The organism is Streptomyces sp. NPDC032126 (assembly GCF_055580085.1).
The window spans coordinates 390,147-415,476 of the sequence record NZ_JBVIMA010000008.1 but is presented as its reverse complement, the minus strand read 5'-3'; the positions used below and the strand labels follow the sequence as shown (position 1 = coordinate 415,476).

General features: G+C 72.1%; 17 protein-coding genes. 11 read left to right on the top strand and 6 right to left on the bottom strand.

Going from position 1 to position 25,330, the window contains the following annotated elements; translation table 11 throughout:
• Positions 1-147: 147 nt before the first annotated feature.
• From ACZ5NW_RS29335 to ACZ5NW_RS29325, 3 genes are all read left to right on the top strand, one after another.
• The gene (locus ACZ5NW_RS29335) at positions 148-1,464 is read left to right on the top strand and encodes an NDP-hexose 2,3-dehydratase family protein (RefSeq protein ID WP_468746959.1); all 1,317 of its coding nucleotides are present in this window, start codon (positions 148-150) and stop codon (positions 1,462-1,464) included.
• A gap of 32 nt (positions 1,465-1,496) precedes the next feature.
• Positions 1,497-2,492: a Gfo/Idh/MocA family protein gene (locus ACZ5NW_RS29330; protein WP_468746958.1), complete on the top strand. Its 996-nt coding sequence runs from the start codon at positions 1,497-1,499 to the stop codon at positions 2,490-2,492.
• A 64-nt stretch (positions 2,493-2,556) separates the two neighbouring features.
• Complete coding sequence (locus tag ACZ5NW_RS29325; protein ID WP_468746957.1) at positions 2,557-3,300, top strand: NAD-dependent epimerase/dehydratase family protein; 744 nt, start codon at positions 2,557-2,559, stop codon at positions 3,298-3,300.
• An 82-nt stretch (positions 3,301-3,382) separates the two neighbouring features.
• Here ACZ5NW_RS29325 and ACZ5NW_RS29320 read toward each other — a convergent pair whose 3' ends face one another.
• Positions 3,383-4,441, bottom strand: coding sequence for a ketoacyl-ACP synthase III family protein (locus ACZ5NW_RS29320; RefSeq protein ID WP_468746956.1), 1,059 nt, complete (start codon positions 4,439-4,441; stop codon positions 3,383-3,385).
• A 150-nt stretch (positions 4,442-4,591) separates the two neighbouring features.
• Positions 4,592-5,341, bottom strand: a complete 750-nt coding sequence (locus tag ACZ5NW_RS29315; RefSeq protein WP_468746955.1) for an O-methyltransferase — start codon at positions 5,339-5,341, stop codon at positions 4,592-4,594.
• 446 nt (positions 5,342-5,787) lie between these two features.
• Here ACZ5NW_RS29315 and ACZ5NW_RS29310 point away from each other — a divergent pair, with 446 nt between their 5' ends.
• Genes ACZ5NW_RS29310 through ACZ5NW_RS29290 form a run of 5 tightly spaced genes read left to right on the top strand, consistent with a single transcriptional unit; the run spans position 5,788 to position 15,143 of the window.
• Positions 5,788-6,831 carry a ketoacyl-ACP synthase III family protein gene (locus tag ACZ5NW_RS29310; protein ID WP_468746954.1) on the top strand — a complete coding sequence of 348 codons (1,044 nt, stop codon included), beginning with the start codon at positions 5,788-5,790 and terminating at the stop codon, positions 6,829-6,831.
• Between the two features lie 53 nt (positions 6,832-6,884).
• Positions 6,885-7,151 (top strand): acyl carrier protein, encoded by a 267-nt coding sequence (locus tag ACZ5NW_RS29305; protein WP_468746953.1) that lies wholly within the window; start codon positions 6,885-6,887, stop codon positions 7,149-7,151.
• 20 nt (positions 7,152-7,171) lie between these two features.
• On the top strand, positions 7,172-8,521 hold the full coding sequence (locus ACZ5NW_RS29300) for an NAD(P)/FAD-dependent oxidoreductase (protein ID WP_468746952.1): 1,350 nt from the start codon (positions 7,172-7,174) through the stop codon (positions 8,519-8,521).
• Between the two features lie 36 nt (positions 8,522-8,557).
• Complete coding sequence (locus tag ACZ5NW_RS29295) at positions 8,558-13,879, top strand: type I polyketide synthase (protein ID WP_468746951.1); 5,322 nt, start codon at positions 8,558-8,560, stop codon at positions 13,877-13,879.
• A 28-nt stretch (positions 13,880-13,907) separates the two neighbouring features.
• Positions 13,908-15,143: a nucleotide disphospho-sugar-binding domain-containing protein gene (locus ACZ5NW_RS29290; protein WP_468746950.1), complete on the top strand. Its 1,236-nt coding sequence runs from the start codon at positions 13,908-13,910 to the stop codon at positions 15,141-15,143.
• A 22-nt stretch (positions 15,144-15,165) separates the two neighbouring features.
• On the opposite strand, the gene ACZ5NW_RS29285 is transcribed toward ACZ5NW_RS29290, so the two are convergent.
• Positions 15,166-16,689: an MFS transporter gene (locus tag ACZ5NW_RS29285; protein ID WP_468746949.1), complete on the bottom strand. Its 1,524-nt coding sequence runs from the start codon at positions 16,687-16,689 to the stop codon at positions 15,166-15,168.
• Between the two features lie 150 nt (positions 16,690-16,839).
• Here ACZ5NW_RS29285 and ACZ5NW_RS29280 point away from each other — a divergent pair, with 150 nt between their 5' ends.
• From ACZ5NW_RS29280 to ACZ5NW_RS29270, 3 genes are all read left to right on the top strand, one after another.
• Positions 16,840-17,256, top strand: a complete 417-nt coding sequence (locus ACZ5NW_RS29280; protein ID WP_468746948.1) for a MarR family winged helix-turn-helix transcriptional regulator — start codon at positions 16,840-16,842, stop codon at positions 17,254-17,256.
• Positions 17,257-17,432: 176 nt separating this feature from the next.
• Positions 17,433-18,296, top strand: coding sequence for an isocitrate lyase/PEP mutase family protein (locus ACZ5NW_RS29275; protein WP_468746947.1), 864 nt, complete (start codon positions 17,433-17,435; stop codon positions 18,294-18,296).
• Positions 18,293-18,553 (top strand): hypothetical protein, encoded by a 261-nt coding sequence (locus ACZ5NW_RS29270; RefSeq protein ID WP_468746946.1) that lies wholly within the window; start codon positions 18,293-18,295, stop codon positions 18,551-18,553. Before ACZ5NW_RS29275 ends, ACZ5NW_RS29270 begins: the two co-directional genes overlap by 4 nt.
• A 118-nt stretch (positions 18,554-18,671) precedes the next feature.
• Here ACZ5NW_RS29270 and ACZ5NW_RS29265 read toward each other — a convergent pair whose 3' ends face one another.
• The 3 genes from ACZ5NW_RS29265 to ACZ5NW_RS29255 form a co-directional block, all read right to left on the bottom strand.
• Positions 18,672-23,051 carry an AAA family ATPase gene (locus ACZ5NW_RS29265; RefSeq protein ID WP_468746945.1) on the bottom strand — a complete coding sequence of 1,460 codons (4,380 nt, stop codon included), beginning with the start codon at positions 23,049-23,051 and terminating at the stop codon, positions 18,672-18,674.
• 23 nt (positions 23,052-23,074) lie between these two features.
• Positions 23,075-23,908 carry a lipase family protein gene (locus ACZ5NW_RS29260; protein WP_468746944.1) on the bottom strand — a complete coding sequence of 278 codons (834 nt, stop codon included), beginning with the start codon at positions 23,906-23,908 and terminating at the stop codon, positions 23,075-23,077.
• A 77-nt stretch (positions 23,909-23,985) separates the two neighbouring features.
• Complete coding sequence (locus ACZ5NW_RS29255) at positions 23,986-25,242, bottom strand: cytochrome P450 (protein ID WP_468746943.1); 1,257 nt, start codon at positions 25,240-25,242, stop codon at positions 23,986-23,988.
• Positions 25,243-25,330: the final 88 nt, after the last annotated feature.

The window sequence follows — 25,330 nt, the reverse complement described above, 5'->3', positions numbered from 1 at the left end:
TGCGCGCGCCCACCGCACCGCATGCGCAACGCCGCTCGCCGCCGGCCGCCCGCCCCGCCCGCTGTTTTGGCGGCGCGCAATCCCCCCTTCAGCGGCCGCTGTTGAGCTGCCGGTGAATGTCCGGGCAGGCCCTTCAGGAGGCTCTGGGTGACTGAAGCAGCAGCTGATACCCCCTTCCGCGCATGGTGGCGGGAGCGAGCGTCGGCCCAGCGGTCGGAGGTGACACGCATCCCGTTCGAGGAGCTCGACGGCTGGAGCTTCGAACCGCACGGGGGGAACCTGGTGCACACGAGCGGGAAGTTCTTCACCGTCGAGGGCCTGCGCATCGAGCCCGACGACGGCCGACCGTACCGCCAGCCCATCATCCACCAGCCGGAGATCGGCGTACTGGGCATCCTGGTCAAGGAGTTCGACGGGGTCGTGCACTGCCTGATGCAGGCCAAGATGGAGCCCGGAAACCTCAACACCGTCCAGCTCTCACCCACCGTGCAGGCCACCCGCAGCAACTACCTGCGGGTGCACCGCGGCGGCAGTACCCGCTATCTGGAGCACTTCTGGGGAGCGGGACGCGGCAGGGTGCTCGTGGACGTCCTGCAGTCCGAACAGGGCGCGTGGTTCTGGCACAAACGCAACCGCAACATGATCGTCCAGGTGGACGGCGAGGTCCCCGTGCACGAGGCCTTCCGCTGGGTGGCGCTTCCCGAGCTGTTGTCCCTGCTGCACAGCGACAACCTCGTCAACATGGACGCGCGGACCGTACTGGGCTGTCTGCCGAGGGAGTTGCTGCCCCAGCACCGCCGAACGGACGCCTTCGCCGCGGCGCTGCGCCGCTCGTACGAGAGCGATGCCGGCTGTGAGGCCGCGCGCAGCTGGCTGCTCGATGTGAAGGGCCGGGGCCGCTGGACCACCCGGCTGATCCCGCTGAACCAGACCCATGGCTGGACCCGGAGCGGCGACGAGATCGGCGCCGACGACGGCTCGGGGTTCCGGATCATCGCGGTCCGGGTGCGCTCCCGCAGCCGCGAGGTCCCCGAATGGACCCAGCCGCTGCTGGCGCCCCGGGACGAGGGCCTGGCCGCCTTCCTGGTCCGGCGGGCCGGCGACACGCTGTACGTCCTGGTCCAGGCGCGCTACGAACCCGGTCTGCTCGAGCACGTGGAGCTGGCGCCCACCGTCCGCACACCGCCGGTCACCGCCGACGAGGAGGTGCCCTACCTCAAGGACGTGCTGTCCGCCGACCGCGGGAACATCCGCTTCGACGCCCTGCTGTCCGAGGAGGGCGGCCGCTTCCACCACGCGCTGACCCGCTACCAGGTGATCGAGGTACCGGCCGACCGTCCGCTCGAAGTCGGCGACAGCCACCGTTGGATGACGGTACGTCAGCTCATGGAACTGGTGCGGCACGGCCACTACCTGAACATCGAGGCCCGCAGCCTGCTCGCCTGCCTGCACAGCCTGCGATGACCGGGAACCGCGAAGCGAAGGGAACCAGGACCATGAACCCGACCACGGGTGCCACGGCGCTGCGCGTCGGCGTGCTCGGCTGCGCCGACATCGCCTGGCGCAACACCCTGCCCGCGATCCTCAGGACGCCCGGAGTGCGGCTCACCGCCCTCGCCAGCCGCGACCTGGCCAAGGCCCGCGCCTTCGCCGACCGGTTCGGGGGCACCCCCCTTGAGGGGTACGCCGGCCTTCTCGCCCGGGACGACGTGGACGCCGTCTACGTGGCACTGCCCACGGCGCTGCACCACCCCTGGGCACGCCGCGCGCTGCTGGCCGGGAAACACGTCTGGGCCGAGAAGCCGCTCGCCGCCACCGTCAAGCAGGCCGAGGACCTGGTCCGGCTCGCCCGCGCCCACGACCGGGTGCTCCGGGACGGCTTCTCCTTCCCGCACCACAGCCAGCACGCCGCCGTGGCCAAGCTGATCGCCGAGGGGCGCATCGGCGAACCCAGGGCGTTCTCCGGCGCCTTCGGCATCCCGCCCCGCCCGGACGACGACGTGCGCTACAGCGCCGAACTCGGCGGCGGCGCCCTGCTCGACGTCGGCGTCTACACCGTGCGCGCGGCCCAGCTCGTGTTCGGCGACGACCTCGCCGTCGCCGGATCCGTCCTGCGTATGGACCGGTCCCGGGGCGTGGACCTGGCCGGCTCCGCGCTGCTGCACACCCCCGACGGGCGCACCGCCTCCCTCGACTTCGGCTTCGACCGCAGCTACCGCTCCCGGTACGCGGTCTGGGGCAGCGAGGGCCGGCTGTCCCTCGACCGCGCCTTCACCCCGCCCGCGACGCACCGGCCGGTGCTCAGGGTCCAGCGCCAGGACCACTACGAGGAGCTCTCGCTCGCGCCCGACGACCAACTGGCCCACATCGTGCGGGCGTTCGCCGACGCGGTGCGCGAGGGACACGACCGCCGCCCCTACGAGGCCACCCTGCTTCGGCACGCGGCCCTGACCGACGAGATCAGGGTGAGCGCGCGACGCGTCGCCGACTGAAGCAGCCGGGGCGGCGACAGCCGCGTCGCCGCCCGACCGGCTCACGGAAAGGACACACACCCCCATGGAAGTCATAGGCAGGGGTTTCCTTGCCCGGCATCTCGCCTCGCTCGACAGCCGTCATCCCCACGTGACGGCACTGGCCGCGGGCGTGTCGACGACCGGCGACGTGGGACAGGCCGCCTACCAGCGGGAGGCGAGGCTGCTCTACGACGTGATCGAACGATGCCGAGACCAGGACCGCACACTGCTCTTCTTCTCGACGGCCTCCGCCGCCATGTACGGCGGCTCCGGAAGCCAGGGCCGCGAGGACGGGCCGGTCTACCCCCAATCCCCCTACGGGCACCACAAGCTGGCGCTGGAGAACGTCGTCCGGCTGTCCGGCGTACGCCATCTGATCATCCGGCTCAGTCATGTGCTGGGCCCCCATCAGCCCGCCCACCAAATGCTGCCGGCCCTGATCAGAGCGGTGCGCGCCGGCCGCGTCGACGTGCACCGGGGCGCCTGGCGCGACGTCATCGACGTGGCCGACGCGGTGTCCGGCGTCGACACCCTGCTGTGCGCCGGCGCCAGCGGCCAGGTGGTGAACGTCGCCTCCGGGGTCGCGGTCCGCGCCGAGGACATCATCGACCATCTGGAGACCCGCCTCGGTGGTCCCCTGGAACGACGGTTCGTGGATCGCCCCAGCCGCTACGAGATCTCCCTGGAGAAGCTGTCCGAACTGACCGCGGGCAAGGCGGGGCAGCCCTTCCCCGCGGACTACTACAAGCAGGTGATCGACAACTGTCTGAGCATGGCCGCACTGTGACACCTGCTCCCGGGAGGCCGGGCACAGCGGAGGAGGGGCCGGACGGCCCCTCCTCCGCTGTCCCGCGCCGCCGCCGGCTCGGCTATGTGTCCCGCTGGTACCGCTCGTACGAGGAGAGGTCACCGACCGTCAGTACGAGGCTGGTGATGTGGAATCCGGCTGTCCCGCAGACCAGCAGGAGCCGGTCGCCCTCGGACACCTCGCCCGCCGTGATGAGGTGCTCCAGGTCGTACACATGGTCGGCGGCGCCGACATGGCCGATGGAGCGGCCGTGGTCCCAGGTGGACCTGCTGAGCGGCAGACCCAGCTGCTGCATGACGATCGCGTCGATCTGAGCCCCGCCGACATGGGCGAACAGCACCTTGGTGAGATCCTCGGGCCCGATGCCCACGTCGTCCAGCGTCCGTGCCATGACCTTCTGGTACGCCTGGATCTGCAGGCGCTGGAGCTCCAGCCCGCTCTGGGCGCCGAGGGCGGCGTTCTCCCGGGCCCGGGCCAGCACATCGACCTTCGGCCGCAGCGGAGGGGTGGGCTCGATCAGCGGCAGGGCGCCGCGATGGAACTGCTCCATCTCCGGGACGGTGGTGGAGTTGACGGCCGAGATCTCCGCGAGGCCCGGCCGCCGCCCCAGCACGACCGCGCCGGCCCCGTCGCCGATCGCGATGCCGTACCCGGCGCTGCGCCAGCGGTCGATGGTGGGGGAGCCGTCGACCATGGTCGCCGTGGTGAGCAGGGCCGTGGAGTCGCCGCCGCGCAGGGCGAGCCAGCCCGCCGCCATCTCCAGCGAGGCGAGCATCCCGTTGCAGCCCTGGTTCAGTACCTGTCCCGTACCGTCCGGACAGCCGAGCTCCCGCAGGAGATATCCGGCGGGCGACCACTCCTCCGGGCCGTTCCAGAAGCACGGGGCGTGGATCAGCAGGTCGATGTCGGGCGGGCTGACGTCCGCCCGGCCGATCGCCTCCCGGGCCGCGGCCACCGCCATCTCGACCGGAGGGACTCCGGGGGCGATCTGCACGCCCTTCAGGTCGCCCTCGGGAAACTCGTCGTCGCACAGACCGGCCGCTCGCGCCTCGTCCGGGCTCATCCACTGGGTGGCGTGGTACAGCCCGATCGACTGGACGTGGATGCCGCTGACCTTCATTCGCCTCTCCCGATGCCTTCTGCCGCAGGTGACGCACCGGGCTTCCGGCGGAGCGCAGGGGCCGCCCCCGACCGGTCCGCCGGTGGCGACCACTGTCACGCCCGGCCCTTAAGGCTCCCTAACGCTGGATCACCCGACGCGGGCCCCGGCTCAGTCGCGGACCGACAGTTCCAGGCCGGGGGCCTCCGGCATCAGCGCCAGCAGGGGGGAGTCGGCGGGCAGGCCCTTCAGGCCGGCGGCCAGTTCGTCGCGGTCCTCCGGTGTGTGCCGGGGCATCACGCCGATCCAGCTGGAGCGGAAGCCGTTGCGCCGGTCGCGAACGTACTCCAGGTAGTCGGGCTCGGCGTTGTCGTTGACCAGGATGGCCCCGGAACGCAGCTGTGGCGCGAGGAGTTTGAGCACATCGAGGGCCAGCGACGTGCCGCCTTCGGCGGTCCAGCTGCCGTCGGTGGCGTGGAACCCGTCGACGATCGCGTAGTCGACCGGTCCGCCGACGTCGGCGAGCGTCTCACGGGCGTCGCCCTCGCGGATCTCGACGTAGTCCGTGAGTCCGGCCTCGTCGACATTGCGCCGGGCCGCCTCGACCTTGGACGGCACCAGCTCGGAGCCGATCACGAGTCCGCCGCCGTTGTCCCGTACGGCGGCCGCGAGGTAGATCAGTGAGGCCCCGACCGAGGTGGCGAAGTCGACGGCCCGGGTGACGCGTGCCGCCCGCGCCGTCAGATAGATCAGGTCGCCGGTCTCCGCGCCGACCGACAGCGGCAGTCGCGCCAGCGCGAAGGGGTCCCGGCTCCAGGTGCCGGTGGTGAGGGCCTGCCGGAACGAGTCGACGTTCTCCCGGTCGAGTCGCTGGAGGACCTTCTCCACCTTGGGGTCCTGGAGTGCTGCGGAGGTAGCCATGAAGACCGGCCTTTCGTCGGGGGTTCGGCGGTGCGACGGGTGCCATGTCCTGCGGTTCGCCGGACGGTGGCCGGCGCACAGGGGATCCCCGACCGCGATCGGCACGTCGTCGCCGACCGGCACCCGGGCCGGGGGAAGTCAGGAGAGGACGGACGTCGTCCCGCGGAACGCGGGTTCGGGCAGGGGGATGGACCGGCGCGTCCGGGTCATGCGGCCCTGCTCACATCAGCGTATCGACCGGACGCAGCGCGGACCCGCAAGATCTGCGCCATGCTCCTTGGCGCCCCGAAAAGGCCGAATGCGCCCCTCGCTGTTTCCCGGAAAGCGCCGATGAAGGCGCCTGTTGTCGAGAAAGACCCGATGGTGTTGCCTTCGCTGGTGCTTAGACCGCCTTAAGGGTCGGCCGTCACGCTCGTCGCAGCCTGGCAGACCAAGGAGGCGCGGTCGTGCGGACGCCCGACGTATTCATCAAGGCGACGGGGAGATTCCTCCCGGAGACGGTCAGCGTCGAGTGGGCCGTCGAGCACGGCCATTACTCGGCCGAGAACGCTGAACTGCATGAACTGGGCGGTGCCGCCGTCGCCGGGGACACCCCCGCGCCGGACATGGCGCTGTGGGCCGCGCAGCAGGCCGTCAAACGGTGCGGGCACCGGCCGGAGGACCTCGGCCTGCTGCTGTACGTCAACTCCTGGCACCAGGGGCCGGACGGCTGGCAGCCCCAGTACTACCTTCAGCGTCATCTCGTCGGCGGCGACGTCCTGGCGGTCTCGATCCAGCAGGGCTGCAACGGCGTGTTCAGCGCCCTCGAACTGGCCGCCGCACACCTGCAGGCGGGATCCCGGCCGGGCTCGGCCCTGGTGGTCGCCTCCGACAACTTCGGCACCCCGCTCTTCGACCGCTGGACCACGGGACCGGGCTACATCGCCGGGGACGGCGCCAGTGCCGTCGTCCTGACCACCGACCCCGGATTCGCGCGCCTGCTGGCCGTGAGGTCCCTGGCCGTGCCCGAGGCCGAACAGATGCACCGCGGCGCAGAACCGCTGTTCCCCCCGGGACCGACGATCGGCCGCCCGCTGGACTTCGCCTCCCGCAATGCCGCCTTCCGTGAGCTGAGCCTGACGGAGGGCCTGGGCACGGGGGCGCTCATGCGGGTGCACCAGCGGACCCTGGAAGTCGTCGAGAAGACCCTGTCCGACGCGGGGGTCACCCTGGACGCCATCACCCGCGTCGCCTACATGAACTTCTCCCGGGAGATCGTCGAACAGCGCTGCATGGCCGCCCTCGGCCTCCCGATGTCCGCCTCGACCTGGGAATTCGGCCGGACGCTGGGACATCTCGGCGCGAGCGACCAGATCGTCTCGCTGGACGAGCTGGTGACGACCGGAGAACTGGGCCCCGGCGACCACATGCTGATGCTCGGCATGGGGCCGGGCGTCACGCTCTCGTGCGCCGTCGTCAAGGTTCTCGCACCGGCCCCCTGGAGCGACTGACACCCCCGCCCGACCGGCTTCCCGCCGTCCAACCATCGACCGAGGAAGAGGCGATGACAGAAGAAGAATACGCGGCGAAACTCATCCCGTTCATTCAGGAGAACCTTCTGCCGAAAGACTCCGACATCACGGTGGACGCCTCGACTCCGCTGCTGGAGCTGGGAATTCTCGACTCCCTCAAGACGGCGATCCTGATGAACTACATACGCGGTGAACTCGGCGTCGTCATTCCTCCCGAGCAGCTGAGCAGCAGCAACTTCGCCTCGCCCGGCGCCATCGTCGCCGTCATTCACGACCTCGCCGCTGCGAACGCCGGCTGAACGACGACCAGGAGGACAGCATGCAGCCCGATTTCGACGCCGCGATCATCGGCGGCGGCCCGGCCGGTTCGGCCATGGCCTCCTATCTCGCCGACGCCGGTCTGTCCGTGGCCGTGTTCGAGAGCGAGATGTTCCCGCGCCCCCACATCGGGGAGTCGCTCGTCCCCGCCACCATGCCGGTCCTCGACGAGATCGGCGTGATGCCCGACATCGAGGCGGCGGGCTTCCCGAAGAAGTACGGGGCCGCGTGGACGTCCGCCGAGTCCCGCGATGTGCCGCACAACGGATTCACCGGCCTGGACCACGACTTCAAGGCCGCCGAGGTGATGTTCGTCGAGCGGGACCAGCCCGGTGTCCACCGCGACTACACGTTCCACGTCGACCGCGGGAAGTTCGACCTGATCCTGCTCAAGCACGCGGAGAGCCGCGGCGCCCAGGTGTTCCAGAAGACCCGCGTCCTCAAGGCCGACTTCGACACCGACCCCGATCTGGTCACCCTCAACTGCCGTCTGGGCCCGCGCTCGCTGGACTTCACGACCCGCGTGGTGATCGACGCCTCCGGCCGGCAGACGATGCTCGGCAACCAGCTCAAGGTGAAGGTCCCGGACCCGGTCTTCAACCAGTACGCCATCCACGCCTGGTTCGAGGGACTCGACCGCACGGCGATGGCCCTCGATCCCGCCAAGCGCGACTACATCTACATCCACTTCCTCCCGCTGGAGGACACCTGGATGTGGCAGATCCCCATCTCGGACACCGTCACCAGCGTGGGCGTGGTGACCCAGAAGCACCGGTTCAAGGCCGCCAGCGCCGACCGTGAGAAGTTCTTCTGGGACATCGTCTCCAGCCGCAAGGACATCTACGACGCGCTCCAGAAGGCCGAGCGGATCCGCCCGTTCAAGGCCGAGGGCGACTACAGCTACGCCATGCGGCGGATCTGCGGCGACCGGTTCCTGCTCATCGGCGACGCCGCGCGGTTCGTCGACCCGATCTTCTCCAGCGGCGTGAGCGTCGCCCTCAACAGCGCCCGGCTCGCCGCCAAGGACGTCATCGCCGCCCACCGGGCGGGCGACTTCGCCAAGGAGCGCTTCGCGACCTACGAGGACAAGCTCCGGCGGGCGGTGCGCAACTGGTACGAGTTCATCTCCGTCTACTACCGGCTGAACATCCTGTTCACCGCGTTCGTCCAGGACCCCCGCTACCGCATCGACGTACTGAAGATGCTCCAGGGGGACTTCTACGACGGTGAGGAACCCAAGGCGCTCAAGGCCATGCGGGACCTCGTGACCACGGTCGAGAACGATCCCGAGCACCTCTGGCACCCGTACCTCGGCACTCTGCGGGCCCCGTCGGCAGCCCCCACCTTCTGACCACCGACAGCGTCAAGGACCACAAGGAGCTTGATCGTGCACAGTCACGACGCTGCCCGTGCGGGCAGCCCGGACGTCGTCGAGGAGCCGATCGCCGTCCTCGGTATGGCGTGCCGGTTCGCGGGCGGGGCGGACACCCCGGAGGCGTTCTGGGACCTGCTGCTGGCGGGCCGGGACGGCATCAGCGAGGTGCCGGAGAAGCGGTGGCGGGTGTACGAGGAGGCCGGCCCCGATCACGCGGCGGCGGTGCGGCGGGCGACGCGGTGGGGTGGATTCCTCGACGACATCGAGGGGTTCGACGCGGAGTTCTTCGGGTTGTCGCCGCGTGAGGCGGAGTTGATGGATCCGCAGCAGCGGCTGCTGCTCGAAGTGGCGTGGGAGGCGCTGGAGCACGCGGGCATTCCGCCGCGGCGACTGGCGGGCACGGACGCCGGTGTGTTCGTGGGGATCGGCTCGGACGACTACGGCCGGCGGCTGCTGGAGGACCTGCCGGGCATCGAGGCGTGGACCGGCATCGGCAGCGCGATGTGCGCGGCGGCCAACCGGATCTCGTACGCGCTGGACCTGAAGGGGCCCAGTCTGGCGGTGGACACGGCGTGCTCGGCGTCCCTGGTCGCCGTGCACCTGGCCTGCCAGAGCCTGCGGGCGGGCGAGAGCGAGGTGACGCTCGCGGCCGGTGTGAACCTGATGATCTCGCCGGGGCTGACGCTGACGCTGGACGCGGCGGGCGCGACGGCGCCGGACGGGCGGTCGAAGTCCTTCGACGCCTCCGCCGACGGTTACGGCCGGGGCGAGGGCTGCGGTCTGCTGGTGCTGAAGCGGCTGTCGGACGCGCGACGCGACGGCGACCCGGTACTGGCGGTGATCCGGGGCAGCTCGGTGAACCAGGACGGCAGGACCAACGGCATCATGGCGCCCAGCGGTTCGGCGCAGGAGCACGTGCTGGACCTGGCCTGCCGCCGGGCGGGTGTCGACCCCGCCTCGATCGACTACGTCGAGGCGCACGGCACCGGCACCCGGCTCGGCGACCCCCTGGAGGCGGGCGCCCTGAGCGCGGTCTTCGGGCGCGGGCGGCCCAAGGACGAGCCGTGTCTGATCGGTTCGGTGAAGTCGAACATCGGGCATCTGGAGGCCGCCGCCGGCATCGCGAGCCTCATCAAGACGACCCTGGCGCTGAGCAAGGGCGAGATCCCGCCGAGCCTGAACTACTCGCAGGGCAACCCGGCGATCGACTGGGCCGGCTCCGGGCTGCGGGTCGTCACCGAGCGCACCGCCTGGCCGCGACGCGAGGAGCGCCCGGTCCGGGCAGGCGTGTCCGGTTTCGGCTACGGCGGCACCATCGCGCACGTGGTGATGGAACAGGCCCCTGAGCCGGGCCGGCCCGCCGGGACGGAGAGCGACGAGGGAGCCGCCGAGAGCGCCGACGGAGTCGCCGAGATCGCCGAGGGAGCCGGCGCGATCGTCGAGGAGCGGCTGTTTCCCCTCTCCGGCGGCTCGCGGGCGGGCCTGCGCGCCTACGCGGGGCGTCTGGCCGACCGGCTGTCGGCGGACGAACTGCCGCTCGACGCCCTGGGCCACACCCTCGCGCTGCGCAGGTCCGCGCTGGCGCACCGGGCCGCGGTGGTGGCGTCGGACCGCGCGGACCTGGTCGCCAAGCTGCGGCTGATCGCGCTGGGGGAGCAGACCCGGGAGGCCGTGATCGGCACGGTTCCCTCCGACCCCGGCGCCGGACCGGTGTGGGTGTTCTCCGGACACGGCTCGCAGTGGTCGGGGATGGGACGCGAACTGCTCACGTCCGAGCCCGCGTTCGCCGCGGTGATCGACGAGATCGATCCCGTCTTCCGGGAGGAGATCGGGTTCTCGGCCCGGCAGGCCCTGGTCGACGGCGACTTCGACACGGTCGACCGCATCCAGACGATGATTTTCGCGGTACAGGTCGCGCTGGCGGCGGTCTGGCGTTCCTACGGTGCCGCCCCCGCGGCGGTGATCGGGCACTCGGTGGGCGAGATCGCCGCCGCTGTCGCGGCGGGCGCGTTGTCGCTGACGGACGGGGCGCGGCTGATCTGCCGCCGCTCGCGGTTGTTGCGGCGGGTGGCCGGCCAGGGCGCCATGGCGATGGCGAGCATCTCCTTCGAGGAGGCCGGACAGCGGCTGGCGGGCCGTACGGATGTGGTGCCCGCGATCGCCGCGTCCCCGTACTCCGCCGTCGTCGCCGGCGACCCCGCGGCGATCGACGCCCTGGTGGAGGAGTGGCAGGCGCAGGACATCCAGATGCGCCGCGTCGCCTCCGACGTGGCCTTCCACAGCCCGCACATGGATCCCCTGCTCACCGAACTCGCGGCGGCCGCCTCGGACTTGACGCCGCGCGAGCCCGATGTGCCGGTGTACTCCACGGCGATGGAGGACCCCCGCTCCAAGGCACCGCTGGACGGCGCCTATTGGGCGGCGAACCTGCGCAGTCCGGTGCGGCTGCGGGCGGCGGTGACGGCGGCGGTCGAGGACGGCCACCGCGCGTTCGTGGAACTGTCCGCCCACCCCGTGGTCACGCACTCCATCGGCGAGACCCTGTCCGAACTCGGCCTGGAGGACGCCTTCACCGGCTCCTGCCTGCGCCGCAACCAGCCCGAGCGGGCCACCCTCCTCGCCGCCCTCGGCACGGCGCACTGCCACGGCATCACGGTGGACTGGGGGCGCCTGCAACCGGCCGGTGACCTGCTGGGGCTGCCGCCGGTGGCCTGGCAGCGCAGTCCGCACTGGCACGAGCGCGCCTCCGCCGCCACCGGCCAGGGCTTGCAGCACGACCTGGACTCCCACGCCCTGCTCGGCCCCCGGGTGCCCGTCGCGGGGCGGCCGCTGGAACTGTGGCGCACCCTGCTGGACGACGAGACGCGCCCGTACCCGGGCAGTCACACCATCAACGGCACGGAGATCGTCCCCGCCGCCGTCCTGATCAACACGTTCCTCGACGCCGCCCGCACCGCCGACGGAACGCGCCCCGTCCTGCGCGAGATGAGCCTGCGGCTCCCGCTGATCACCGGCGAACGCCGCGAACTCCAGGTCGTCAAGGACGACACCGCCCTGCGTCTGGCCTCCCGTTCCCTGGACGAGGGCGCCGCCTGGCTGACCCACACCACCGCCGCGGCGGCCGAGCCGGGCAGCGCGACACCGCCCGCGGCCGCGTCCGCCGACCTCCCGCTCGCCCCGGCCGACCCGGGAGACGTACGACGGCATCTGACGTCGGTGGGCGTGCCCACCATGGGATTCGACTGGACCATCGAGGAACTCGCTCGGGGCGAGGGCGTGTTGACCGCCCGCGTCAGTGTCGAACAGCCCGCGCGGGCCGAGGCGACGTGGGCGCCCCTGCTGGACGCCGCGCTGTCCATCGCACCGACCGCCATCCCCGGCCCGCCGGCCCTGCGCATGGTCGCCTCCCTGGAGGAGATCGTCACCCACGGCGCCCCGCCGACCGGACCGGTCACCATCCGGGTCGCCGCCGATACGACCCGTGAGAACACCGTCCACGTCCTGGTCGCCGACAGCGACGGACAGGTCGTGGCGTGGGTGAACGGCCTGCGCTACGGCGGCATGGACCAGGGCGCCATGGCGGCCGCGCATCCCAGGGACCTCGTCTTCGAGACGGCCTGGCGGCCGTTCGAGGCTCCCGTACGAGAGGACACGGCCGCCCGCCGGATCGTCCTCGTCGGCGCGCGGGACGCCGAGCCGCTGCGCGCGGCCCTGTCCGCGGCGGGCGTCGACGTCCGGGTCGTGGCGGAGCCGGCCGCACTCGACGGCCTCACCGACCTGGACGAGCACACGGACGTGGTCGTGGTCCCGGCACTCGCCGGGGACACCGCGATCCCGGAGGCCGCCGCCCGCGCCGCCTGGCTGCTGCTGGGCACGGCGCAGCGCGTCGCCGCCCGCGACACCCTGCGCTATCCCCGGCTGTGGTGCCTGACCACCGGAGTCCGCGAAAGCCTCGACGAGGCCGGGCTCGCCCACGCCCCGCTGTGGGGCCTGGGCCGGGTGATCGCGGGCGAGCACAGCGAACTGTGGGGCGGCGTCATCGACCGGGAACCCGGCGACGAGGACGTCACGACGCTGCTCGACGTCCTGCGCACCGGCGGCGGGGAGGACGTCGTCGCCCTGTGCGACGGCGCCGCGACCGTGGCCCGCCTCGCCGCCACCGACCGCGAGCCCACCCGCGCCCCGCTGGAGTGCCGCGCCGACGGGACGTATCTGATCACCGGCGGTCTGGGCACCCTCGGCCTGGAGGTCGCCCAGTGGCTCGCCGAGCGTGGCGCCCGCCGACTCGTTCTCGCCGGCCGCCGGGGGCTGCCGCCCCGCTCCACCTGGGACGAGGCCGTCGACCCCGACACCCGGCAGCGCGTCGACGCCGTCCGGGCCCTCGAAGAACAAGGCGTCACGGTCCGCGTGCTCCCCCTGGACGTCACCGACGCCCGGCGAGCCGCCGAACAACTGGACCCGGACGTCCTCGGCCTGCCGCCCATCCGCGGCATCGTGCATCTCGCCGGCGTCCTGGACAACCGTATGGCCACCGCCGTCGACGAGGACTCCCTGCGCACGGTGCTGCGGCCGAAGGCCGACGGCGCCTGGACCCTGCACACCCTCTTCCCGCCCGGCACGATCGACTTCCTCGTCCTGTTCTCCTCCTGCGGCCAGCTCCTCGGCCTGCCCGGCCAGGCTGCCTACGGCTCCGCCAACGCCTTCCTCGACCACCTCGCCACCCACCGGAACACCACCGGCGGGACCCCCGACACCACGAGCTTCGGCTGGACGTCCTGGCGCGGCCAGGGCATGGCCGTCAATGACGTCGTCGACAGCGAACTGCGCGCCCGGGGCGTCACCGACATCACCGCCCAGGAAGCCTTCGCCGCCTGGGACTTCGCCGCACAGCGCGGCCCCGGACACTACCCCGTCCTGCGCCTGCTGCCCCATGAGCCGGACATGGACCGACTGCCCCTGCTCGACGAGGTCCAGCGGACCCGGGCCGACGCACCCACCGCCGACTCCGGAGCCGGTGCCTACGCCGGTCTCGCCCCCGACGAGCTGCGGGCCCGCCTGATCGAGGAGGTGGCCACGCACATCGCCGCCGAGATGAAGCTGGCCACCGCGCAGCTGGACCCGCGCAAGTCCCTGGTGGAGCAGGGCCTGGACTCCGTGATGACGATCGTGATCCGGCGCCGCCTGGAGAAGTGGTCCGGCCACAAGCTCCCGGCGACGCTCCTGTGGCATCAGCCCACGGTGACCGCGATCAGCGAGCACCTGGCCGAGCTGCTGGCCCCCGAGCCGGCCGGGTCCGACGGCGCCGAGGCGGCCGAGCCGGCGGCGACCGTCTGAACAGCCGAGTAGCGACAGGGGAGTTCTCGTGCGCGTTCTGTTCACGCCGTACGCCTGGGCGAGCCACTACTACCAAATGGTCGGCCTCGTCTGGGCGTTCAGAGCGGCCGGCCACGATGTCCGCATCGCCGTACCCCCGTCCCTCGTCGGCGCGGTGACCGGTACCGGTGCCATCGCCGTCACGGTGGGCGGCGGGTACGACCTCGACGCGGGCATCGCCGACCTCGTGCGGACCCGGCAGGAACTGGACCGGCCCGGCAACAGGAACGCGCAAGGGGAATTCCGCCCGGAGATACGGCGCACCCTGCTCGGCCTGCGCATGGTCCCGCACATCAGGGCGGCCGAGGACATCGCCGGGGACCTGGTCGCCTTCGCCCGCGCCTGGCGGCCGGACCTCGTGATCTCCGATCCGCTGGTCTACGGCGCCCCGCTCGCGGCGGCCACGGCGGGAGCGCCTCTCGTCCGCCATCTGTGGGGTCCGGACATGACGCGGAACATCGTCATGCCCGGCTGCGGGGTCAGCGCGCGGGACGACCCCCGGGCCGCCTGGCCCGCCGAACTGTCCGCGCTCTACGAGCGGTACGGCGCCGAGCCACGGGCCGATGTCGCCGTGCGGACGCTCGACAACTGCCCGGCCAGCATCCAGCTCCCCGGGGTGCCGAACCGGACCCCGATGCGCTTCACCGCCTACAACGGCTCCGCGGTGGCCCCCTCATGGCTGTCCGAGCCCCCCGTCCGGCCCCGGGTCTGCGTCACCTGGGGCTCGGCGGCCACCGCGCTCCTCGGCGACGCGTCCTTCCTGGTGCCGCGGATCCTGGACGCGCTGTCCGGCCTCGACGTGGACATCGTCGTCGCCGTCAAACCGGCGGACGCCGCGCGCATCCCCACGCTCCCGGCCCGGACCCGGATCGTCGAGGGCATGCCACTGGAGCTGATCATGCCGAGCTGCGACGCGATCATCCACCAGTCGGGCGCCGGGACCACCCTCACCGCGGCCCTGCACGGCGTCCCGCAGCTGACCGTTCCTCAGGTCGCCGACCAGGGCCTGGTCAGCGAACGGCTGGCGCGGACCGGTGCGGGCATCGCGCTCGCGTCGGACGAGACCGAGCCCCACACCATCAAGGCCGCCGCGCAGAAGCTCCTCGTCGACGGCGAACACCGCACGGCCGCCGCCCGCCTGCGCGAGGAGATGCTGGCCCAGCCGGCCCCGTCCGAGATCGTCCCCGCTCTCGCGGACCTGGCCGCGGGGCATCAGCTCGGCTGACACCCCGCGGCACCGCGCGCACTCAGACCGTGGCGGCCGTGCGTTCGGGCGTGGTCTCGCCGTCCTGCGACGCGGCGGGCGTGACCGCGGCGGATGTGTCGGCGGCGGGCGAGGGGGTGCTGCGACGGATCGCCAGGCCGAGCATGGCCACGCCGATGACCAGCAGGAACGCCATGCCGGCGAGGGCGAAGCTCAGGGTGTACTGGCTCTCGGCGGGCAGGGCGGGAACGCCGGGAGGCAGGTTGTCGAGCGTCTTGGAGGCGAGCAGGGAGGTGATGACCGCGCTGCCGATCGCACTGCCGGTGGAGCGGGAGATGGAATTGATGCCGTTGGCGATGCCGGTCTGGTGGTGCGGGACGCCGGCCACGATCAGGGCGGGCATCGCGGCGTAGCCGAAGCTGATGGCGATGCCGACGACCATGCCGGCCAGGATCACCGACGCGGTGGTGCCGTGGGCGAGCGTCAGCCAGGCGAAACCGATCACGCCGAAGGCGGCGCCGGTGGCGAGGGTGAGACGCGCGCCGATGCGGCGTACCAGCACGCCTCCGAACTGAGCGGCGACGAGCGAGACCAGGGTGGAGGGCAGCAGGTAGACGACGGAGGCGCGCAGGACGGAGGCGCCGAAGCCGTAACCGGCGATCTCGGAGGGAGTCTGGACGAGGTAGGAGACGCCGATGAACTGGGAGAACATGGCGAATCCGACGAGCAGTCCGGCGAGGTTGGTGAACAGCACCGGGCGGTGGACGAACATCTTCATGTCGACCAGGGGGTCGCTGACCCGGCGCTCGACGAGGACCCAGACCACGGTCATGACGACGGCACCGGCGAAGAGGCCGAGCGTGCGGGCCGAGGTCCAGCCCCAGGTGTGCCCCTGCGAGATGGGCAGCAGAAGCAGAACGAGCACCAGGGCGAGGCCGGCGGCGCCGAGCCAGTCGGTACGCCCGCCCGCCCGGGTACGCGGCGCGGGGACGACGGCGGCGACCGCGATGAGGGCGGCGGTGGCGAGGGCGGCGGCCAGCCAGAAGACCTGGTGGTAGTCGGGGTGCGAACCCTGGGTCAGGAGCCCGGCGCTCACCAGGGCGAGGCCGCTGCCGAACCCGAGCGTTCCGCTGACCAGGGCCATGGCGCCGGGCAGGCGCGCGGGCTCGACCTCGGCGCGCAGCACGGACAGCGCGAGCGGGAAGATCGCGGTGGCGGCGCCCTGCATCACACGGGCCACGATGAGCAGCAGCATGGAACTCGTGCTCGCCGCGAGCACGGATCCCGCGACCATCAGCGCGAGCACGCCGAGCAGGGTCGGCTTGGTGCCGTGCTGGTCGCCGAGGCGGCCGAGGAGCGGCGTGAAGACCGCCGCGGACAGCAGTGTCGCGGTGGTGACCCAGCTGACCTGGGCCGTGGTGGCGCCGAGGTCGTTCTGGATGATGCCCAGGATCGGGACGACCAGGGTCTGCATCATCGACACGACCATGGCGGCGAGGCCCAGCACCAGAACGAGGGTGAGGCTGCCGGTGCGGCGCTCCGGCGCGGTGGCAAGGGAGGACTTCACGGTGTTCTTTCCGATTCGAAGGGCGGCCGAGGACCAACGATGGTCGAGGGTCCAAACCTTTGAGGTACTCGATACTTGAGGACATCAAACAATAAGAGCTGGTGAATGTCAAAGGTTGGGATACTCAAGCTTTCGCGGTACCCTCGACGTATGCCCGCCACCCCGTCCAAGGCGCAGCTCATGGAGCTGCTCGCCCACTCGGTCAGTACGCACTACGCCGACTTCACGGCCGCCGCCGCTGACATGGGCCTCACCGCCAGCCAGGCGAAGACCCTCTCGGTGCTGCGCCGCGCGCCCGCCTCGATGCGCTCGCTCGCGCACACCCTCTCCTGCGACGCGTCGAACATGACGGGGATCATCGACCGACTCGAAAAGCGTGACCTGGTCCATCGCGAGGTCAGCGCCACCGACCGCCGCGTGAAGAACGTCGCCCTCACCGAGGTGGGCGAGAAGGCGATCGACACGATCCGCGAGCGGATGGAACAGACGCAGACCGGACTCGACCAGCTGTCCGACGAGGAGCGCGCCGAACTCTTCCGCCTGCTGACGGTCGTCTTCCCGTACTGACGTCCCAGTGACGTTTCTCCGGTGAACCGGTTGCGCCATTGGGGTGAGGCAGGCGCGCCCAGGGGGAGAGTCATGCCTCGGTAACGAGAGGCTTTTGGCTTGGCAAAGGGGTGCCATCTCTGTACGGCACTCCCGCGCGCTGTGTCTCCCCTCAACCTCATTGGAGGACCCGGACGTTGAGTTACGGCAACAAGCTGCGGGAACAGATCGCCCGTCCGGGGACGACCCCGCTGATCGGCGTCTACGACATGTACTCGGCGTCGATCGCCGCCGAGCACTACGACGGCATGTTCGTCTCCGGATTCGGCTTCGCGGCCTCGTACTACGGGCTGCCCGACATCGGTTTCATCGCCTGGCCGGACATGGTGGCGTTCGTCCAGCGGCTGCGGGGCGCGTTCCCGCGGCACCACCTGCTGGTGGACATCGACGACGGGTACGTCGACCCGGAGGTCGCCTGCCATGTCGTCGAGGGCCTTGAGCGGATCGGGGCCTCCGGCGTCATCCTGGAGGACCAGAAACGGCCGCGCCGCTGCGGCCACGCCGACGGCAAACAGGTGCTGCCGCTGGACGAGTACCTCGCCAAGCTGGACATGGTGCTGCGCACCCGGCGCGACCTGGTCGTGGTGGCCCGCACCGACGCCACCGACGAGCAGGACATCCTGCACCGGGCCGGGACGCTGGCGGCCACCGACGCGGACGTGGTCCTCGTCGACGGCGTGCGCAGCGTCGAGTGGATCCGCCGGATCCGCTCCGTCGTGGGCGACAAGCCCCTGCTGTTCAACCAGATCGCCGGCGGCAAGTCCCCCCGGCTGTCCCTGACCGAACTGACCGAGCTCGGCGTCGACGTGGCGATCTACAGCACGCCCTGCCTGTTCGCGGCCCACGAGGCGATGGACGCCGCGCTGGCCGGACTCAAGCGGGCGGACGGCCGCCTGCCCGACGTCGACGCGGCCGACGGCGTCGGGGTGCGCGCCGCGACCGAACTGCTGGAACGCAACATCGCCCGACTGCGCGGCGAGCCCGGGCGGGTGGGCGTGTGAGCCACCCCGGTCTCCGGCTCGGCACCGCGACCGCGCTGGCCGCCGCCCTGCTCGGCGCGGCCGCGGTCCCGGCGGCCGCCGAGGGCAGCCTGATCACCGTGATCGACAACTCGCACGCGGACTCCGTCCTGGAGATCGACCGCGCCGCCAACATCCAGCAGGGCAGCAGCGGCACGGCAGGCAGCGATCACGACGGCAGCGCCGTCGACATGATGCAGGCACTGGTCGGCGCCGTGGGACCGCGCGACGACGATTAGGTACCCGGGCGCTGCTCGTGCGGTGGCCGGACGTCCGAGGCGGGGCGTTCGGTCGCCGCCTGCCGCGCTGTCCGGCCCATTGGTGGACTGTGCCTGGCATCGCCCCCAGGGACGAGCCTCAGCCGCCGACCGACGACGCGCTCGACTCGTCCGGCGCGGACGGATCGTCGTGCAGTTCGGTCACCGCGACGCCGGGACCGCCGACCGCCACCAGCAGGCCGCCGTCGGGCAGGGGCTGGGCGTCGACGCATGCGATGCCCGTACCGAAGCGCAGTTCGGAGATCAGCCGCCCGGTTCCCGGGTCCCAGACGCGCACGGTGGCGAAGTGCGAGGTGAGCATCACGTCCCGCTCGTCGACACGGGCGAAGGCGATCCACCTCGGCACGCTGGGCATGGGAATGAGCGGAGCGAACGGTCTGCCGGTCGCGGTCACGCGGAGCCGGACGCCCCCGGTCTCGGCGATCGCGAGGACGTCGGTGCCGTCGACGGTGCCCAGGGCGAGCGTCGTCGTCCATGGCGGGACCGGAATCGCGGCACTGCGGCGGCGACCGGTGTCCGGGTCGTACAGGTGCACGTGCTCGGCGAAGACCGCGGCCGGCACCGGCCCTTCGCGGCCGGACAGGAATGCGACGACGCGTGCGTCCTTGCTGGACCGGAGCCTGGTGACGGTCCGGGGGCGGCGCAGGTCGAACAGCTCGACCGGTCGGCGACGGCCGGCCGCCAGGGCGAACAGCATACGGTTCCCGTCGAGGGTCAGGGCGTGGGGCGGCCCGACGGCTCCCTCGAACGGATAGCTGTGCTCCGCGACGACCGGGAGGCGCCCGGAGCGCTCCGTGAGGTCGTGGATCCGTACGTTGCCCACGAAGTCGACGGCGAGCAGCGGCCGGCCGTCGACGACTCCCGGCACGACATGGGCCGTGGGCTCCGGCCCCTTGGCCCAACGGAACCCCGCTCCCGCCGGGACCACGTCCTGCGCCACCAGGGCTCCGTGCCGCGCCGACCAGACGTAGAACCGGCCGTTGTGCCCGGCCGCCGTGAGAGAGACGGAATCGCCGTGACGCAGAAGGGCGACCTGGCTGATCCGGTCGCGCTGGGCGGCCCGGGCGCCGGACGGCCTGACGGGATCCCACAGACGGGTGATGCCGTCCGCGCACGCCGTGGCGAGCATCACCCGACCGTCGACCTCGCCGAAGGCCAGCTGGTGGACGCTCAGCGGATGGGGCAGCGGAGGGAGGGGATCGCCGGTGAACGGCTCCCACAGCACGGCGGCGTGGTCGAAACTCGCCGTCGCCATGTACAGCACTCCGCCGACTTCGCCCAGGGCCACGTCGCGGATCTCCGCCTCGCGATGACACGGCGGTCCGGCGGGATACGCCGCGTCGGCGAGCCAGAGCCGCGCGAAGCCCGCTGAGGTGGCCGTCGCCAGCAGGGCCAGGGCGTTGTCGGGGGCCCACGCCACGGCGTTCACCTCGGCCCCGGCGTCGATCACAGGCCCGTGGATCACCGACTCACCCGTGAGGGTCCAGTGCTCGACCCGGCCGTCCTGTCGGCCTGCGGCCACACGACAGTGCCCCGACGCCTCGGTCGTCACGGCGACGCTCCGTATCGGCGCGCCCCGGCCCAGCGGTTTGCCGACGGGTACACCGCGCGCCGCGTCCCACAGCCGGAGCCGTCCGTGATCTCCGCCCCCGGCGATCACCGGCCGGCCGGCCAATTCTCCGAATGCCATGCTGCGCAGGCGGTCGCCCCGCGTGGGCAACTCGTACCGCAGCAGCCCCGTTTCGGCGTCCCACACGGGGAGGCCCAGGTCCTCGGCGTCGAGGGCCGCCACGACGACCGGTGCGCCCTGAACGGTGCCCATCGCCACCGCCCGCACCAGATCGGGGGCGTCGAACGGCAGCCCGATCGCCTGTCCGGTGGCCGCGTCCCACAGCCTGACCCGCCTGCGCTCACCGACGGCGAGGACCGCTCGCCCGGCGACCGTGCCGAACGCCAGCGTGGCGGGCCCGCGTTCCTCGCTGCTGACGACGGTCCCGCCCCACGACCACTCCGCCCACCGGGGCCGCCAGACGGGCGCCGTGGCCGGCGTGGGCCGTGCCGGGGCCCGGCCTCCGATTGTGGTCAGCGCCATGTCCAGCGCCGCCGCGTTGGCGTCGGGGTTGTCCCACGACCACCGGTGCCGGATGCCGCGCCATGCGCTCAGCAGCAGCCACAGCGGGGACTGCGGGGGCGCCTCGGTCAGCCGCAGCAGCCGGGACAGCCGTGTCTCGTCGAGGTACGGCAGCGACTGAGCGGTGAGGACGGTCTCGTCCAGAATGCCGCCCGCCGCGGCGTGGTCCGCGAGGTGACGGCGTACGTACGGCGGGGGAGGCCGGCACTGCTCGCTGTGGGCCAGGGGCAGCAGACGGCGGGCGATGAGCCGGTGGGCCTCCTCGGCGGTGAGGTGCAGGCCGGGTGAACCCGTCCCCGCCTGTTCCGGGCTGACGTAGCGAGTGAGACTGGCCCGGAGCGCGTCGTGGAACGGCCGGTACACCGTGACGCCGTCCTCGATGTCACGGACCAGGTAGCCCCCGACGCGCTGCCCGATGAGCCACTCGATGTCGCCGTCCCCGACCTGGTGGCCCGGTGGCGCGACGGCGTCGGCGACCGTGGCCCACACCTCCCGCCACGGGATGCCGCGTCCGAACGCGAGCGCCGACGCGGACAGCAGCAGCCCGGCACGGATGCGGGCCGCAGGGTCGGGGAGCGTCGCCGCCAGGTCGCGCTCCAGGAGGCCTGCCACGCCGCCCTCGACCAGCCGGGCCAGCGCCGGATCGCCTGCGTCGATGGGCTGGGGCAGGTCGACGAGGCTGCCGGCCACCAGCCGGGCCAGCAGATACGAGTGGCCGACCCCGGCTTCCACCGCGGCGGCCACCCGGCGCACCCGGTCCTCCTGGCCGCTGTACGGCGAGGACTCCTGGGCCAGGATCTGGGCGACGTAGGCGGCCAGGTCGCCGGGCTCCCAGTACGTCGCCGCGTCGGCGGCGACGCGGTCGGCCGACAGCGCCGTGGTGACCAGGTCCGCCAGCTCCCCGCCCGGACCGCTCTCTTGTGCCTGCGCGCCGCCCTCCTCGCCCTGCTCCGACGAGCGGACCCCGATGACGAGGCGCAGACGGCGTTCACCCGCCGGGTTGAGCCGCTTGAGCACCGACAGGACCACCGCGGCCGGATCGGAGGCCTCATCGAGGGCGTCCACCACGACGGTCGGCGGGTCCTGGCGTCGGCGGAGGGCGGACTCGACGGCCTCCATCACCGCGTCGAGTCGTGCCGTGCCGGGCGGCAGCGGCGCGGGTTCCCGCCCGACGGCCCCCAGCGCGCCCGCGATCTGGTCGGCGATCTGCTCCGGCGTCTTCCCGGTGGCCAGCACCGCGATGTCGACGGCGCCTTCCGGCGGCACCAACGAACCTGGGACGAGCGACGCGCCCTGTGCCGCCCGGAAGGCGGGGTCACTACAGGTGACCAGACGGGCCAGGACCGCCGACTTGCCGCTGCCGGCGCTGCCGCCCACCACCAGGGTCCCCGCCGGTCCCGTCGCGAAGGCGATGAGCCGCGCCATGAGCCGCTCCCGCCCGACGAAGGCCCAGCCGGTGCCGTCCTGAGCCGGGACGACGAGGGCGCGCGGCCCCCAGTGCGCGGCCATGTCCTGCTGGAGCACGGCGAGGTCCTGCCGCGCCGGCTCGGTCTCCACCCGGTCGCGCGGCGTCGGATCGTATTTGGGGTTGGGCAGGCAGTGGGAGAAGCCGTAGGGGTCGGCGAGGGTGACCAGGTCCTGGTCCCGCTCCCGGAGCCGACCGATGACGTGCCGGATGAAGATGCTCGAATCCAAGTACGGTTCGAGCGGGGTGTTGTAGCGGTCCGAGCCCTCCCGCAGCTCGGCCAGGGCCTCCCGCACCGCGTCGGTGAAGGCCCCGACCTTCGCGTCGGTGCCGGCCGCGGTGGTGAGCAGGGCGATCCACCCGCGCTGCAACTTGCGCCGCAGCCCCGCCTTCACCTCGTCGGCCACGTCACCGGCCTCGCACAGGTCGATGACCAGCAGCACGTGCTTGAGCGCGTCGTGCCCGGCCAGCCAGGTGATCAGATCGATGGTGCGCAGTGCCGTGGCGGGGAGATCGTCCGGAACGCTGTGTTCCAGGACGGTGTAGTGGGTGGAGTCCTGGCTCTGTCCGTGACCGGTGACGTAGAGCACCACCGCGTCGGCGGATCGGAACGACGCCGTGCGGCGGCCGTCGACATAGCCCGTCACCATGGTCTTGATGGCGTCGGCGGACGGCTGACGGGCCAGGGGCTCGAAGCCCGACGGGTCGAAGCGCCGATCGCCCAGGGCCGGGTCGCAGAGCCAGTCGCGCAGCGTCCGCACCTCGCCCTCCACGTCCAGAGCGCCGTAGGTGCCATTCGCGTCGAAGGTGCCGGTGGCGATCGCGATGAAGGTCCGCCGCAGGACGTCCCGGTCGCCGGCCATGACACACGACCTTTCGGGGCCCGTCAGGGTGCGAGGCCCGCCACCACGGCCTGCCCTGTCTCCCGCTTGCCCAGGTAGCGGTTGACCGCGTGCGGTGCGTCATCATTGCCGACCAGACGGTCGACCACGTCCGTCCAGTGCGGGTGCAGGCCGCCGCCGCAGGCCACGGCGTCGTGCGGGTCGTAGACATTGACCCAGCGGACGACACCGGGCGGCAGCGCGGGGATGCGGGACCGGGAGCACGGACGCAGCCCGTCGCGCACGCCGCGCAGCGCGAGTGGGGATCCCAGAGTGATCAGGGTGCCGACACCGTGGTCGGGGACCAGACAGAGAACCTCGTACGCGATGACGCTCCCCAGCGAGTGACCGATCAGCACCTTCGGGCGCGCGGCGAGGAGCCGCTTCGCCCGCTCGAACACCTCGGCCGCGAGGTCCTCGTCGCGCTGGTAGCGGCGGACCTGGATCAGGTCGCCGAAGAAGAGGATCTTCCCGGACAGCGAGAACCGGTTGTCGAGCCAGGCGGCCAGCCTGGCCACCGGCGTCGGCAGTTCCTTCAGTCCCTTCCTGGCCACCGTCGGGTCGGTGGGCTCGGAGGGGTCGACGATCTCCTGCTGGAGGTCGATGAGGAAGCGCAGGGAGTCCGGGTCCAGCTCGTCCAGGACAGCGGGTCCCTTGGCCCTCTCCACCGACTTCAGGAAGAGGTCGCCGTAGTACACCAAGTCCAGACTCGGAGGGTTCGAGCCGAAGCCCACGGTCTGCTCGATCCCGTCGCGGAACGCGGGCGTCCAGGCGTCGAGCAACTGGTTGCGGCCGAGCTGCTGCTGCGCGATGCCATGGATTCCGACGACGTCCGTCATCGCAGCCTCCCGTACTTCAATGCTGCTCCTGACGGGGGGAGTTCGCATCTCGCGGGCCGCGTCGCCCGGGGCGGAGGCTACCGCTCCACCGCGACCTCCAACGGGGCGCGGAAGGACAGCAGGCCGAGCATCGGCGGGCTGTCCTTCCCCGTCGCCGGACGGATCCCCGGCAGGTGACGGGCCGCGGCCCTGAGGGCCACGGCCGCCTCGGTGCGGGCCAGGGAGGCGCCGGGACAGCGGTGGCGGCCGGCGCCGAAGGCGAGGTGCCGGCGGATGTCGTCCCGGTGCGGGCACATGTCCTCGGGGGCGGTGAAGACCTCGGGGTCCGAACCGCTGCCCATCAGCATCAGCAGCAGCGGCGCGCCCGCGGGCACCCGCACGCCGCCCAGGTCGACCGGGCGTGCCGTGACGCGGCGCCAGGTGGTGACGGGTGGCTCCCGGCGCAGCACCTCCTCCACCCAGGCCTCCGCCAGGCCGGTTTCGCCGGCGGCGCGGGCCCACAGGCCGGGCTCGGCCAGAGCCCTGCGCAGCACCGTGGCGATGAGCTGTCCGGTGGTGGACTGCCCGGCGATGAAGACGAAGAAGCAGGCGCCGACGGCGGTCTCCACGTCGAGCGGCTCGCCGCCGGGCAGGCGGTGCGCGGCCAGGGCGCCGATGAACGAGTCGGGCGAGGCACGGCCGTCGGTCACGGTCCGGGTCAGCCACTGATGGAACTCGGCCACCAGCGCGGCCAGTTCGAGCTGGCGCTCCGGTGCGGGGCGGCCCCAGAACAGCTCCAGCGAGGCATCGCTCCACCGGATCAGCGTGGCCGGGGAGACGTCCTCGATGCCCAGCAGCTCCATGAGCACGCGGCACGGCAGGACCTGGGCGAAGGAGGAGAAGAGTTCGCCGCTGCCGGAGGCGTCGAGCCGTTCCCGGGCCGGGGCCAGCAGTTCGTCGGCGACCCTCTCGATCACCGGTACGGCGGCCGCGACGCGCCGGGCGTTGAAGAAGCGGTTGACGACGCGGCGCAGTCCGGGGTGGCTGTCCGTGCCGTTGTTGGCGAGCGCGGGCGCGAGTCTGACGCCGGCCCGGGCGAGGATCCGCAGCGCGGCGACGGGCAGGGGAGTGACGGCGTGCTGGGCGTTGTCGGGGTGGAACGTGTCCGGGTCGAGCAGCACACGGCGGATGTCCCGGTGGCGGCTGACCAGCCAGAGCCCGGTGCCCGGATCGAAGTGCACCGGCGCCTGTGCGCGCAGCGCGTCCAGCCAGGGGTAGGGGTCGCGGACGAAGCCGTCGCCGAACAGATCGAGCAGTCCGAGCGGCGGGGACACGTCCGGCTCCAGGGAAGTCACGGCCGGACGCTAACACGCGCTCCGCCCGCCCCCGTCCGCGTGTGCGCGGCATCACTCACGCTCTGTGACGCCCCTGACCTGCGCGCTA

Bases quoted from the DNA above. Each gene is read 5' to 3' on its own strand.
- ACZ5NW_RS29320 (WP_468746956.1), bottom strand. From the start codon at position 4,441: ATGAAGGTCAGCGGCATCCACGTCCAGTCGATCGGGCTGTACCACGCC.
- ACZ5NW_RS29330 (WP_468746958.1), top strand. From the start codon at position 1,497: ATGAACCCGACCACGGGTGCCACGGCGCTGCGCGTCGGCGTGCTCGGC.
- ACZ5NW_RS29280 (WP_468746948.1), top strand. From the start codon at position 16,840: ATGCCCGCCACCCCGTCCAAGGCGCAGCTCATGGAGCTGCTCGCCCAC.
- ACZ5NW_RS29265 (WP_468746945.1), bottom strand. From the start codon at position 23,051: ATGGCCGGCGACCGGGACGTCCTGCGGCGGACCTTCATCGCGATCGCC.
- ACZ5NW_RS29315 (WP_468746955.1), bottom strand. From the start codon at position 5,341: ATGGCTACCTCCGCAGCACTCCAGGACCCCAAGGTGGAGAAGGTCCTC.
- ACZ5NW_RS29300 (WP_468746952.1), top strand. From the start codon at position 7,172: ATGCAGCCCGATTTCGACGCCGCGATCATCGGCGGCGGCCCGGCCGGT.
- ACZ5NW_RS29260 (WP_468746944.1), bottom strand. From the start codon at position 23,908: ATGACGGACGTCGTCGGAATCCATGGCATCGCGCAGCAGCAGCTCGGC.
- ACZ5NW_RS29325 (WP_468746957.1), top strand. From the start codon at position 2,557: ATGGAAGTCATAGGCAGGGGTTTCCTTGCCCGGCATCTCGCCTCGCTC.
- ACZ5NW_RS29305 (WP_468746953.1), top strand. From the start codon at position 6,885: ATGACAGAAGAAGAATACGCGGCGAAACTCATCCCGTTCATTCAGGAG.